The sequence below is a fragment of the Sphingobacterium sp. UBA6320 genome, assembly GCF_002440335.1.
Taxonomy (GTDB): domain Bacteria; phylum Bacteroidota; class Bacteroidia; order Sphingobacteriales; family Sphingobacteriaceae; genus Sphingobacterium.
The window spans coordinates 21,924-36,568 of sequence record NZ_DJTA01000021.1 but is presented as its reverse complement, the minus strand read 5'-3'; the positions used below and the strand labels follow the sequence as shown (position 1 = coordinate 36,568).

At 40.4% G+C, this 14,645-nt stretch carries 10 protein-coding genes; 4 read left to right on the top strand and 6 right to left on the bottom strand.

The features are described from left to right. The first annotated feature begins 35 nt into the window (after positions 1 to 35). From B3P23_RS13390 to gldM, 4 genes are all read left to right on the top strand, one after another. On the top strand, positions 36 to 1,301 hold the full coding sequence (locus B3P23_RS13390) for an acyltransferase family protein (protein WP_349681566.1): 1,266 nt from the start codon (positions 36 to 38) through the stop codon (positions 1,299 to 1,301). 199 nt (positions 1,302 to 1,500) lie between these two features. Next, positions 1,501 to 2,601 (top strand): nucleotidyltransferase domain-containing protein, encoded by a 1,101-nt coding sequence (locus B3P23_RS13385; protein WP_293926828.1) that lies wholly within the window; start codon positions 1,501 to 1,503, stop codon positions 2,599 to 2,601. Between the two features lie 129 nt (positions 2,602 to 2,730). Further along, on the top strand, positions 2,731 to 3,543 hold the full coding sequence (gene gldL / locus B3P23_RS13380) for a gliding motility protein GldL (protein ID WP_293926825.1): 813 nt from the start codon (positions 2,731 to 2,733) through the stop codon (positions 3,541 to 3,543). Positions 3,544 to 3,572: 29 nt separating this feature from the next. Next, the gene (gene gldM / locus B3P23_RS13375; RefSeq protein WP_293926822.1) at positions 3,573 to 5,105 is read left to right on the top strand and encodes a gliding motility protein GldM; all 1,533 of its coding nucleotides are present in this window, start codon (positions 3,573 to 3,575) and stop codon (positions 5,103 to 5,105) included. A 203-nt stretch (positions 5,106 to 5,308) separates the two neighbouring features. On the opposite strand, the gene B3P23_RS13370 is transcribed toward gldM, so the two are convergent. The 6 genes from B3P23_RS13370 to B3P23_RS13345 all read right to left on the bottom strand — a co-directional run bounded on the left by B3P23_RS13370 (position 5,309) and on the right by B3P23_RS13345 (position 14,629). Then, entirely contained in the window at positions 5,309 to 6,451 is a 1,143-nt protein-coding gene (locus B3P23_RS13370; RefSeq protein ID WP_293926819.1) for a TlpA disulfide reductase family protein, read from the bottom strand. A gap of 27 nt (positions 6,452 to 6,478) precedes the next feature. After that, positions 6,479 to 7,876 carry a RagB/SusD family nutrient uptake outer membrane protein gene (locus B3P23_RS13365; protein WP_293926816.1) on the bottom strand — a complete coding sequence of 466 codons (1,398 nt, stop codon included), beginning with the start codon at positions 7,874 to 7,876 and terminating at the stop codon, positions 6,479 to 6,481. A gap of 33 nt (positions 7,877 to 7,909) precedes the next feature. Next, positions 7,910 to 11,182, bottom strand: coding sequence for a SusC/RagA family TonB-linked outer membrane protein (locus tag B3P23_RS13360; protein ID WP_293926813.1), 3,273 nt, complete (start codon positions 11,180 to 11,182; stop codon positions 7,910 to 7,912). 222 nt (positions 11,183 to 11,404) lie between these two features. After that, on the bottom strand, positions 11,405 to 12,517 hold the full coding sequence (locus B3P23_RS13355) for a FecR family protein (protein WP_293926810.1): 1,113 nt from the start codon (positions 12,515 to 12,517) through the stop codon (positions 11,405 to 11,407). Between the two features lie 62 nt (positions 12,518 to 12,579). Continuing rightward, positions 12,580 to 13,146 (bottom strand): RNA polymerase sigma-70 factor, encoded by a 567-nt coding sequence (locus B3P23_RS13350; protein WP_293926807.1) that lies wholly within the window; start codon positions 13,144 to 13,146, stop codon positions 12,580 to 12,582. A 907-nt stretch (positions 13,147 to 14,053) separates the two neighbouring features. Further along, on the bottom strand, positions 14,054 to 14,629 hold the full coding sequence (locus tag B3P23_RS13345) for a DUF2652 domain-containing protein (RefSeq protein WP_293926804.1): 576 nt from the start codon (positions 14,627 to 14,629) through the stop codon (positions 14,054 to 14,056). Positions 14,630 to 14,645 lie beyond the last annotated feature (16 nt).

Below are 14,645 nucleotides of genomic sequence, written 5' to 3'. Positions count from 1 at the left end.
TGATCAGGCCTTTTCTATGGATCTCTGTATAGGCAATTGTTAAAATAAGATTAGCCCGATCTCCCGAATTTTTTATCGGTGTAATTTTAGCCCTATCCAGAGTAGAGGAACTCACTATAATTAAAAAAAATGCGCCGATTTTAAGTTTTGTAGGAATTATTATATTACTAGCTTCTGCTCTATTACTTACTGAAAGTTCTTTATTTCCAGGCCTACTTGCTCTGATCCCTTGTCTAGCAATTGGTTTAATCTTAATATCGCCTGCTGCAAAACTAAACCAAATCATAGCCAATAAAAAGATTGCCTATATCGGTGAGATCTCCTATTCTATATATTTATGGCACTGGCCTATCATGGCGTTTTACAGGTACTATAATGAACGATATGAATTTACATTAGCAGAGACCTTACTGGTTGTTGCCCTGACTATAACCGCATCACTGATCTCCTATTATCTCATAGAAAAACCTTTTAGAAGAAAAGAAGGATTTAAATTTTATGCTCTTATGGCAGTATTAGCGATACTCAATATCTTCATGATTTATTTTACGTTGCACGCAAAGCGTAGAATAACAGATATTCCTGAACGATATATCATACCAAGCTTTGGCCTTCAATCCCACGGTAGATTTTTTGAACATGTAGAAGTTTTTGGAGATACGACCTATGCAAATAAACGTATACTGCTCCTAGGAGACAGTCATGCATTAACCTTCAAGCCCTATTTAAATCAATTAGGAAAGGAACATGGATTTTCGTTTAGGACAGTCACAAATGATGAATATCCAGCACTACCCTTTATAGAGCATCGCCAAATAGTTGAAAAAAAGAACCTCGATGTATATCTGCATTTAGAGCCTTATATCCATACAGAAGTTAAATCTGCGGATATCATTCTCATATTATTTGCTGGCGAAGGTAAAAGATGGAAAAATTCGATTCAGAAAATGCTGGACAAATCAACAGCGCAACAAAGAATAATTTTTATTTCAGATTACCCTAGTCTGGATCGAAATCCAGTGAGAAGCAATAAACATTTTATCAAAGATCCATCTCGCAATATAAGCTACAAATTAACACTTACGAAAATAGATCCCGATATTTTGACGATTATAAATGGTCATCCGAATTCAAGCTATGTTGATTTGTCAGCTTATATTGATTTTTTTAAAGATATACCTTTCCACAACGATACGCTTATGTATTACGATGGCTCCCATTTAAATGAATTTGGAGCAGAAAGGTTTTCCACCTATTCAGGGCACAAAATTTTAGAATCATTAAAATTGAATGATCAATAATTCATTGGATTTTTCATCTAATCTCTTATGATGATATTGCGATAAAGGTCAGAAAGTTGTTTCCTGACCTTTACTGATTTTTTCCACCACTTTTAACTTCACTTTATAAACTTTCAACAAGTGACATCGTGACAATCTAACCTCTTAGTAAATTTCAGTAAAAAAATAACTATTTTTGATCAAACCTGTGCTCACATTTATGGACAATAGACTTAAAGATATTTTTTTTCAATTATTGCGTATCGGACTTTGGGGAAAAGGATCACTTATACTTGCAGATACATTATCTGCTGAAGATTGGTCAAAACTTCATTCTTGGTCTATTAGTCATACCGTAGAAGGGCTTATATATGATAGTTTTACTCATCTAAAAGAAGATCAACTTCCTCCGCAATCGTTAAGAATAAAATGGACCGTTCGTGTCGATCAAATCGAACGTCATAACTTCAAAATGAACGAAGTCCTTGCGGCACAATATGAGGGATTCAAGAAAGTGGGCCTTCAACCAATTTTACAAAAAGGACAGGGAATTGCTGCCTGCTATGACATTCCTATGCATCGTATGTCGGGTGATATCGATTGGTATTTTGAAAACAAAGGTTATGCAGAAGCGCGGGAATTATTAAAAGAAAAAAAAATACCATTTCAGGATACTGCTGGATTCAGTCTATTTTATGATTGGAAGAGCATTACGATTGAGCACCATAAACGCCTCTTTCACATTCGTAATCCCTTTCAATACCGTTATCTCAGCAAGCTCGAGAAAACATATCACAAACAGCAACAAGATCTTTTAATAAATAGCACGACCATTAAAACGCTAGCTCCAGAATTACAATTGCTACAAGTTAATGTGCACATCTTTAAACATTTACTTTCCTTCGGAATAGGATTACGACAACTCTGTGATTCTGCTCGTCTTTATTACACGGTCTCTTCACAAATTGATCCTACAGCGTTGAAAGAGATTTATAGGCATACCGGTATTTTAGGTTGGACACATTTACTACATATTATTTTGGTCAAATATCTAGGTTTGTCCTCACAATCCCTTCCCTTTCCCTATCCTGATCACTGGCAGGCGGACTGGATGATGGATGAAATTTTTTATTCTGGTAATTTCGGATATCATGATGATCGCTATAAAGATGGCTCATTTTCACCATTGTCGGCTCGACCAGCAGGTGCACATCGGATTTGGTCCAACATGAAGCGTTATTTTAAATACGCCCCACAAGAAGTATTTTTTTATCCATTTGTACAGCTTTATTCCAAAATGCTCGGGATCGATGAAGATTAACCAATAAAAAAATAGTATATTTTTTACAATTATACAACTTTAGGCTTGAAAATTGCCCTAACAAATGACATCAACAATTGCTACTATTATAATATCAATTTCGCATAATCAGCTTAAAAATTAAAAACTATGAGTAAGAAAAAAGACAATTCGAAATGGTTGAACGTCGCTATTTCTTGGGGAGCAAGTATCGTGATTATAGGCGTACTTTTTAAAATCCTGCATATTGGAGGATCCTATGCCAACTATATGATCGGAATTGGATTGGGGGTTGAAGCATTCTTATTTTTTCTAATGGGTCTTAATCCTCCAGCACCAGAACCAGATTGGAGCCGTGTCTATCCCGAATTGGATGAAAATTATACAGGCGAACTTCCGGTACGTGGTGCCCCAGTTGTCCATAGCCCTTCCGGTCCATCAGCAACTGTAGCCTTGGATAAAATGTTTGCAGATGCAAATATTGACGAGACCAGTATCGGCAACTTAGGAAGAGGATTACGTGATTTCAGTGAGAAGATGTCGGCGATCAATAAAATTTCTGATGTTTCCCTGGCAACGGAAGATTTTACACAAAAGCTCAAATTGGCAACATCCAAGTTCGATAGCATGAGCGTTGCTTTTGAGCAAGCATCGGCCAATTTGGTACAGATGTCCAATTCTTCTGCAGATACGACCAGTTACCACGAACAAGTGAGTAAATTGACCACCAATTTGCAGCAGTTAAACGGCATGTACGAGCGCGAACTTCAAGATTCTGCTTCGCACTTAAAATCGATGAACCAATTTTACGAGAATTTAAATTATACGATGCAAAACTTCAATGAATCGTTAGATGATTCTAAGGCATTCAAAGAAGAAGTGGGCAAGTTGGCAAAAAACCTAAACGCTTTAAATGCTATCTATGGCAATATGTTAAGTGCTATGAACCAGCCGCGTGTTTAATCATCCATGTATAATCTAAATCACTAAAAATGGCATTAGGAAGAGAAACTCCAAGACAGAGAATGATCAGCATTCTTTATCTGGTATTACTTGCATTACTTGCATTGAATGTGCCCGATACCATCTTGGATGCATTTAAAAATATCAATAATAGTCTCGAAACATCACGCTCAAATGTCAACACGGCTGTACAGCAATTGTTTTCGGCATTTGAAAGCACCAAATTGAAAGAGGAGCCTGCTCGTGCAAAACCCATCTATGATAAAGCTAAAAAAGCACAATCCATCATCGGTGAGCTGAATACTTATATCAATGCATTAAAAGAAGACTTCACCAAACAAGGTGGCGGCATTGATCCAGAAAAAGGAGATCTTGTCAAAAGAGAAAACGAAGATATATCGCCCAATCTCATGATCAATGAGAAAAAGGGAACCGTGCTTAAGGATAAAATTAATGAGACCCGGGCAAAACTCTTGGCCTTATTAAGTCCTGAAGAACAAAAAAGTGTTTCTTTTTCATTAGAGGCAAAAGACCCAGAAAAATCTGTCAATGGCAAGCGCACTTGGGAAGAGATTAATTTCGGAAGCGGCACACCCCTGACCGCAGCCATGACGATCTTAACCAAAATTCAAACGGATGCCCAAAATGCCGAATCGGACGTGGTGAAATTAATCTTGGGAAAAATGGATCAGGCGGTCGTTAACTTAGACAAATTTGCGGCTGTTGCAGTAGCACCTACCTCCTATTTAGTACAAGGACAACCTTACCAAGCTGAAGTATTTCTGACCGCTTCGGATTCCAAATCCCAACCGGCCATCAGTGTCAACGGATCTCCATTACAGATTGTTGATGGAAAGGGAGTTTACCATGTATCAACGAGCAAAGAAGGGATTTTCTCTTGGACAGGTGTGATACAAGTGAAGCAGACGGATGGTTCGATGAAAGAATACCGCACGGCGACACAAACCTATCAAGTCGCACGTCCATCCGCAGTGGTATCTCCCGACAAGATGAATGTCTTGTATATCGGTGTTGATAATCCATTATCGGTTTCAGCAGCAGGTACTCCAACAGATAAAGTAAAAGTGAGCATGACAGGTGGTAGCCTATCTGGCTCGGGCGGTAAATATAATGCACGTGTATCATCGCCCGGTACCGCACGGATCTCGATCGCCGCGGAAGTAGCACCAGGTAAAATGCAAACCTTGAGTACAACAGAATTCCGTGTCAAACGCATCCCCGATCCTATTGCAAAATTTGCAGGCAAGACAGGTGGTTCTATGGCCACCGTGGCACTAAAAGCACAGAATGCCATCTTTGCTAAATTGGATAATTTTGATTTTGACGCAACTTTTAAGGTTACCAAATTTACGATGATTATCGCAAAACCTCGTGCTGATGCGATTGTATTATCTACATCTGGCAATCAATTAAGCCCCAGCATGGCATCTGCCTTAAACGGTATCACACCGGGCACACGTGTTATCTTTGATAATATCGTCGCTGTAGGTCCCGATGGTACATCCAGACCATTAAATGCGGTAGCCTTGACTGCAAACTAATTTAAATTTAATCTTCTACTATAAGGGTGTAATCTGAAAAGGTCACACCCTTATTTATTTTATTGATTATCCAACCGACATATTTCTTTCATTGAAGTAAATAAATACCGCATCTGGACTATGTATAACAACTTGCTCGATAAGACCACTGCCATCTGCGAATGGGCAAAGCGTTATCTCTAAAGCTTCTTATTTGTCACCCATTAATCAAGAAACTTGGCTAAATACTGTTCCAGAGCAGGACCTCTCAGATTCCGTGCGACAATTTTGCCCTGCGGATCGATCAAGAAATTGCTCGGTATAGATTTGATTTTGTATTGTTCAGCCGCTTCATTTTTCCAGCCTTTCAGGTCTGCGACTTGCGTCCAAGGCAGGCCATCGGTATGAATCGCATTCATCCAAGCCTCCCGCTGACTGGCACCATCAAGTGATACTGCCAAGATCGTAAAATTGCGATTCTTATATTTGTGAAACGCTTGTACCAAGTTTGGGTTCTCATGGCGGCAGGGACCGCACCACGAAGCCCAAAAGTCCAATAATACATATTTTCCCCGGAAGTCAGCGAGACTAACCAGTTTACCGAGTGTGTCCGGTTGGGTAAAGTCTGGCGCTAGATTTCCGACAGATATCGCACTTTGATCTTGGATATAAGCTGCAAGTTGCACAGCTGAGGGATAAGCTCTTACTTCGCCACTTAACTTTTTAAAGCTATCCACGTTGTGCGAAGCGTCGAAATCATTATGGGCCACCTGCTGCAGGAGCGACCAGCTTACATAAGACGCTGGATTTGCAGCAATAAATAGTCGAGTTAACGAATCATTATAGGCATTGGTTTTATCAAACCAAGTGATCAGTTTATGTTGAAACTCAGTACTCGAACGTTCGTCATGATCTGCTTTCTCAAACATCTTACGCATGGGCTCTTGAAATGCTTCTACCTGTTTTCCCACCGTTAGATGGTATCGCTGAAAGTCCCTATTCACTGATCCGCCCTTTATACGTGCGGTTTTCAAACTGTCTGTTCCGACCAATCTGATCGTTCCTTTCTCCAAGAATAGTTCTCGGACATCAGCTTCTTGATGGACGGGCAACTTATGGCTGCCTTGGTGATCCAGTACAATCGCCAAGCGCTCCGGTTCGTCCCGTACACCTGCAAAAGTAAAACGACCATTGACCGCAACTGCACTGTCCACTATTTTAGCGTTTGTCCACCTGTAATTTTGGACCAGATAAGCCACTGCTGTCGGATTGACATTTTTTAACCTGATCTCAGCCTTGAACTTAAACTCCTGTCCCAAAGTGATCACAGGAAGCACAAGCAATAGCATGATTTTAATAATTTTCATAATGCGATTATGTTTAAATTTAATGATTTATTGACCATAACCTGGATTAGGCGACAGATTAGGATTTTGAAAGAGATCTACGTTTGGAATAGGCCATAATGCCATGTAAGATTCCCACTTGCTTTGTTTCTCCGCAGCGACACGTTGCATGACAGTATCAATCTGTTTGGTGCGTTTGAGATCAAAAAAGCGATGTCCACTTTCCGTAAATAATTCAACACGTCGTTCCTGTGCGATAGCGGCCATGATGTCTCCATTTTGGAGCGCCCCCAGACCCGCTCTTTGGCGTACCACATTCAGGTCGTCCCACGAGGTATTCTTATTGCTACGTGCGCGCGCTTCCGCTCGGATCAGGTACTGTTCCGCCAAGCGTAGGGGCACGGTCAGTTCAGCATCATTAACGGGCGAGCTGTATTTATTGGGCAGGTGGTAAATAGTCTCTGGCCGCGTTGTTGAAGCTTCCGCCTTAACGGTACGGATCCAGCTGTTTTTACGCTCATCAGCAGACTCAAAAGCTTGATAGAGTGATTCGGTCATCACCCCAAAAATGGTAAATGTACCTGGAGTCTGATTGCGCGCTAGCACTACGGGCATACCATTGTTAAAAGCCTTAAAATAGGCGTTAGTTTTAGATTCACCATTTGCCAGTGACCATAAAGTCTCTTTGCTTCCCGTCAAAAATACCTTATTGAGTGATTCCAAAGCATAATTGGCGTTCTGAATCACTGCCGTAGCTTCGTTTTCAGCGTTTTCCCACTGTCCTGCGTAGAGGTATGTGCGTGCCAAAAGTGCTGCCGCTGCAGCCTTATTCGGACGCACACGTAGGGTACTCGAATTGCCTGAACCATCTTTATATTCCTCGCCTAGGAGCTCTTTTGCTAACTTCAAATCCGTAATAATCTGCTTAAAGACCTGTTCTTCAGAAGATCGTGAAAGACGATTATTCACGGTATAATCGCTTGTAAGCGCAAGAGGGATGGCACCATAAAAGTTGACCAAATGGTAATAGAAAAAGGCTCTCAAAAAATAACATTCGCCAAGCCATTGTTCTTTGAACTGAAGCTTTTCGGCATTTGATTGTACCCCCTCCAAAGCAGCGTTGACCATGTATATTTTCCCATAGAAATCATTCCAAAATGGACTATTATCGGCTCGAATACTATTTTTATAAAAGACATCAAAATTATTTCCAGGAATCAAATTTCGGATCTCATCGGTATACATGCCACTCACCATGACCATATCTGAAAAAGAAGGACCGATAAAAGTGGTCGAGATCGTGGTCGACACGAAGATCCCATTGACTACACTAGCGACCAGCTTATCGGATTGATAGAGACTTTCAGAGGGGATGACGCTCAAAGGCAGTGGGTTTTGGTCTAGGTATTTTTCACAGCTACTAAAAGCAAGCATGAAAGTGAGCATAATTATATAATATCGTTTTTTCATAGGGATGGACTAAAGAGTTAAGTTAATACCTGCAGTAAATACGCGCATTGGCGGCAATACATTTGCGTTTAAATTTTCAGGATCCATGCTGCCATATTTAGATATAGTCAGTAAGTTCTGTCCCTGCACATAAGCCGTAAGTTGCTTTAATTTAAGCTTTTTAAGTAAATCGGCCGGTACGCTATAGCGTAGACTTACATTTTGCAGACGTGCATAAGTAGCATCTTCATAAGCGCCATTACTGTCATTAAAATTGAGCACAGCGAGGTAATTTATAATCGACGTGCTTACCTTAGGCACATGCGTGATGTCGCCTGGCTGTTGCCAACGATCTAACCAGACCGTGGATCCATTTGTGCCATAATAGCCCATTGGTAGCCCGGACTGCCCCATCAGGCTCTTACCTATACGTTTGGTAAAGCTAAAACTAAAGTCTAGCGTAAAATTTTTGACCGTAAACGTATTGGTTAGACCGCCATAATAGGTCGGATCAAGGTCGACAAACTCCGTTTTATCAGACTGTGACAGTCCCCCAATAAATTCTCCAATCTCTCCTTTGGCATTCTTAAAGGTATACATCCCGGTCTGTGGATCCACCCCTTCATATTTATAGGTCAAGATACCGTTGACCGACTTGCCCAATACATAATTTGAGTAGAGGCTACTTTGTGAAGGCATCTTGAGTATTTTACTTTTTGGAAGTGATATATTGAAGCGCGTGTTCCATTTAAAGTCTTTTTGGTCAATATTGACACTGCTCAAGCTTATCTCCAGACCCGTATTGCGCAGCAAAGCATCCGAATTGAGGGTATACTTGCCAAATCCAGTTACCATGGAAAGCGGCTGGGAGATCAACTGATTGCTCGATCGGTTGAGATAATAACTGGCGTCCATCGATATTCTGTTTTTAAAGAAACCCAGCTCAATTGCAGCCTCCGAATTGAAGTTCTTCTCCCATTCCAGTAAAGGATTAGCGAGCGAAGTCGGGTAAAAACCAATTTCTCCACCGTAAGTTTGGCTAAGCACAGAGTAGCTACTCAAGTATTGATAATCACCGATCTTGTCGCCTCCTACGATTCCGCTACTTGCTCTCAATTTACCAAAACTCAACCAGGGCATCAGCTCTTTGATTCCGGTTTCTTCAGAAAATATCCATCCCACAGCAGCCGAACCGAAATTACCGAACCTGCGACTTGGTCCAAATTTAATAGAACCATCGCGGCGACCATTCATATCAAGCATATATTTTTTATCCCAGATAAATTTGACAATCCCGTACATGCCGACAGATCGGTATTGATTGTCCGTGATCGTATATGTTTTGGAAGCCCCCAAAGCAGGATTACTCAACAAAGCATCAGCTGAAAATCCTGTTCCTGTGATTGCATTAGATCGTCTAGTATTCTGATTGATTTCGCCACCAAACTTAATATTCAGTTCCCCTTTTTTCCAGATCACATTTTTGTATTCGGCGTATGGACTTACTGTTAGCGATTGCGTGTCAAAATTATTTAAAAGCCCTACATTAGTATTATATATAGAAGTTGACGCGGGATTAAATACTGTTGACGGCACTGTGGATAATTCCCTACCTTTTAAATTATTAAATCCAATAATGGTATTGAGGACAAAATGTTCATTTGGACGATAGTTTAACGTTAGATTCGACAATAAGTTATTGGTTGTATTCAGATAAGTGCGGTTGATATTACCGATCCCTCTTGCCCAATCCCCTACTTCACTCCAGTCCACGGCACCCTTGTCCGTAAGTGGATATGGCGCATTGGGCGGAACAACATTAGCAAAAGAAGAAAAATCATAGGGCACCATATCATTTTTGGACCCCATATACGATCCACTAACAGAAAGGTCAAATTTATTGTTATTGCTTTTTGTATTGAGGTTAAAGCGTACCGAACCGTCCTTATTTGCTCCCCTATGCATCTGAATATTTCCCGTATTGCGCAGGCTCCCATTAATCAAAAAAGAGGTATTATTGCTACCCCCACTATAGCTAAAATTGGCATTGCTGGTTACCGCGGCCTTGCCCAAGAAGGCAGTTCGCCAATCATGGTAACGATCTTCGGGCCATGTGCCGTTGACATCATAATCTGTTGCAGCGGGTTCAAGTCCATCGTTTTTAAAGGCCTCCCGACGCAGCATCAGATACTGCTCCGTGTTCAATATCGACGCCATTTTCCCTTTTATCGACACACCACTGTAGACATTGGCACTGACTAGCGTACTGGCAGTCTTGGCTTTCTTTGTCGTGATCAGGATGACCCCATATGCACCAGAAGAACCATAAATTGCAGTGGCATCGATATCTTTAAGCACATCGATGCGCTCGATGTCATTGGGATTGATATAATTCAATCCGCTCCCTCCCTGTAAAAAGCTGCCTGTATCATACTGGGCGTTGGTGTTCATGGGCAAGATACCACTCGGGTAGCGCACCCCATCCACGATGACCAGGGGCTCGGCAGAGCCCGTATTAAAATTGCTGGCACTCCTCATTCTCATAGAAAATGCACCACCGGGCTGCCCTGTCGCTTGTTGGATAAAAAGCCCGGGCACTTTGCCCTGTAAGGCTTCCAAAACATTGTTAACGGGATTTTTCTCGATATCTTTAGCCGTTATGGTCGTTATGTTACCCGTATTAAAGCGCTTGGTCGTATTCCCATATGCTGTCACTTGGATTTCATCCAGATCATTGAGCTGGGGGATCAGTTTAAGCTCAAAAGGGTACTTGATCGCCGATACTTGCATTTCAACTGCCTTATACCCGACATAAGAGAAGCGTACGATCGCTTGCTTATTTTTAACCTTTAATACAAAGCCCCCTTTCAGGTCCGTCTTAGTTGCATTTCCAGCAGGGTCAAGTTCTCTAACTACGACACCCACCAAGGTGACCCCACGTTCATCCACTACTGTTCCGCTTACATAGGTCTCCTGAACTGTGGCATCGGGAGCAATGGAAGTGGAATGAGCACGCTTACTCACCACAATACTGTTGTCAGTAATGTTGTAGCGTAGATTTTCGGTCGATAGCAACTCGAACAAAAGTTCCTGTAAGCTTTTATCTTTTACTCGGACCGTTTTTCTTTTGACGGTGTTTATATGACCATCGTTGTATACAAAGTCATAGCCGGTTTGTTTTCGGATCTCTTTAAAGATCTCTGACATGGTCGCATTTTTGACATTGAGGGTGACTTGCTGGCCAAAAGACATCGCACTGGCGTGTACCATACCACAGGTAAGCAGGGTAATAATAAGTTTCATAATACATGAAATTTTGAGCAGAATTCGCCGGATCCGCCGTTTTTTATAGGTCGAAAATTTGTACATTTGATTCAAATTAATGATGGGCACACTTCCTGCCAGTCGTGTGCCCTGGAAAAATAATTGGTTGTTTTAGGGGAGCCCACCATGGGCTCCCTTTTTTATTAAAGGGTGGGCGGTGCTATATGGGTACAGTTTCTTTCATCATCATGATCTTATTTATTAATTGATTAGGTATAATGTTTTTCCTTTGAGAGTAAATCTCAAGGAATTGGTCTTTTCCAAGAGCTGCAAGATACTCGATAGGTTCTTCTTCCGAGAAACGATGCCTGTAAATGTATCCCCGCGATCGGTATAGGCTGCATAATCGATATCAATGTTATACCAGCGTGCGATATCATCCATCATTTGTTTTATAGGTACAGCATTAAACACAAAATCCCCATCCTTCCAAGCAGCTTCCACTTCTACATCAACTACTCGAATATTAGTCCCAACGGGAGATACAAGACATTGTTGACCTGGTTTTAGCAGATATACGCCATGTTTCGTATTGATTTTAACAGCACCTTCCAGTAATGTGGTTGCTATGGTCTCATTTTCCGGATAAGCCGATACATTAAAATGTGTACCTAAAACTTCGATCTCCTGGTTCTGGGTACGCACTCTAAAAGGAATATCTCGTTTGTTCACCTCAAAATATACTTCACCTGTGACAGCCACCATACGTTCATTATTCGAAAAGCTTGCCGGAAATTGAATGGAGGAGGCCGCATTGATCCATACTCTTGTTCCATCTGGTAGAGTAACCCTAAATTGTCCCCCACGAGGCGTACTGAGCGTATTCAGAATGGGCATATGCTTGTTTAACGATGGTGTCTCCTTAAATTCATAGCTTGCATTTCCTTTGCCATCTTGGTGAAGTGTTACCTGTTCACTGATCTTGATGTGCTGCGAATCACCTTCCTTTAATATATATTCCTGTCCATTTGAAAGCTTCAGAATTGCTTTATCGCTTCCGGGTGCTACCTGAATCAATGTCGTTTGGGTCGGTACCAAAACCTTGTTTTGCTGGTACAGATGCCAAGTCAGCAACGATAAGCAGATACACAGTATCGCTGCTGCGACCATTCGGAAACGATACATACGCATTGGTTTTGGAGCCCCCATTACAGGTTGTAATCTGCCCAGCTCCTCATATTGCGCATCGGTCAGCCTTTGCCCTGAAATATCGAGCTGGCTATACCAGGCCTCAAGCAGCCTTGCTTCCTCTTCAGAGCAATCGCCAAGGGTATATTTTAACAGTATTTTTTTTAGGTCTTCTGCGTTTTTCATGCGCTTTATTTTATGTAAGACCTTTCAGGAAGTTATAAGGGCTAGTCGAACTCTAATTTTTTTTATAAAACTACAAAAAGTACCATACCCAGTCTTTTGCGAAGTATTTTTAATGCAGCTTTGATATGATTTTTAACGGTATTTTCAGAAATTCCCATCAGCTCCGCGATTTCTCTGTGCGATAATCCCTGGCTACGGCTCATCAATAACACGTGCTTCATTTTGGGCGGCAATTTATCGATTTCTGCATCTATCAGCTGTTGCATTTCCCTTTCCCGGATCTGATACTCGGTATAATGACTGACATTGTCCGTAAAATGACGAAAAGATTCAGCATATCGATCCACTACATGCTGATGTGCAATATGTTTAAAGACTTTATTTCGGACCAATACGTAGAGCCAGGCGGAGAGATTTTTTACTGAGGGCAACTCGGTGTGCTTAAACCATATCTGCGAAAAAACGTCTTGAACGATCTCTTTTGCCCCGTCATAACTGCCTAATTTTTGGTAAGCATGGCTCACGAGTAATATCTTATAGCGATGATATAACGTTTCAAAAGCCTTATGATTTCCGCTACGGATGTCATCGATCAATGCTTCATCCAAATGTCCTTGGTTATCTTGCATATAAAGTTTTTCTTGAATGAACGATTAGGGAGTACACATAGGTTGATTTTAAATCGGGTTAGACCTCCTTATTTAGTACAAAAAGTCATTTTCAATCGCAAAAATATCAATATTAAATTGAATAGAAAAAAAAAGTTGCCTTTGATTATCTAAATTCAAAAGACAGCGAGCTGAAGTTCATTTTGCCTTATAAAAGGTATAAGTCATCTGCAGCATATATATCCATACTCAGGTAGGCAGGGCCATACCCAACACCGTTTTGGAAAACCAGTTCATATCATAGAATGATCATCAGAACTGCTGTCACAAGGATTGATTGTTCATCATCAAGAAAATTGCAGAGTATTCATTATTTTAGACCCGGTAATCAAGCACCTGTTTCAACGAAAAAAAATTTATTCCGATTCTGTTTTTAAGGTTCATTTCAGATCGAGAATTTAATACGCCCGATGATAGATAGTATTACAGATTTATTTGTCCTTTTTCTTTACAAGAACAGAATAGATGGACAATGGGATTTAGTGAGAACGATCTGCAAATAGTTTCTTGCTTGTTTCTGTTTTAAAATATTGGCGCCATGAAGACAAGAAGTAACTAATTTAATGGCATCAACTTATCCATAATTTTGATCTATGATTGTTTGGATTATCGTAGAGATAAACTGTTGTTGGATGAACACCCCGTTTTAATATGTTCATCTGATTATTATGTTGGTATTGATGTCCAGGTGCATTAAGTCCGATGATTACGATCGATGGTCATATTAGTTTAGGTCAGATTTCAAAAGAAAATTTAGATCTTCTTTTCAGTACTTTTCTGGGAAAATCTTAATATCAAAGTTAAAATTGCATGAACAGTGAAAAGACCTTATCTGTAGTTACAAATTTGCTGTAGCGCACAGCACATCTTATTCTAATACTGCATCATAAAAAGAAAAATACCTATAGCAAAGCGATCCTACATCATAGATATCACATTGATATGTGCCATATTCACTATAGTAATCTAAGGGATAATTGCCCATCTGCTCTAAATAATCGGTGGTTAAGAGCAGGTAGGCATTAGAAGGAACACTATTCTTTAATAGCCGATGTGCATCTACCATGATATTACCATAGAGTTTACAAAAGCGATTAATTTTGAACTCTATTAATGTACCATAATGAACGATCGCTTTCAGATCAAGGTTTATCATGTTGGGATATTTCAAAGAGTAACGACTCCATATTTTTTTAAAAGAAGTACGCATGTGATCGAACTGTTTTAACATATCTTTTACGGAAGGAGGTAGACCTAAATGATAAAAAAGAATAGCATCCCCTTCTATTTCTGATATTTTAAAGGAAAGAAAATTACTGTCGATTATTCCTTTCAGTAAATGACGAATAACCAAAATGCCCACATTTGGACTTATTTCTCTGATGAACTGCGAGTATCCACTGATATCCACGATAAATACTAAACCTTTTTTATCTTCAAACATAAATATACCTTTTGAG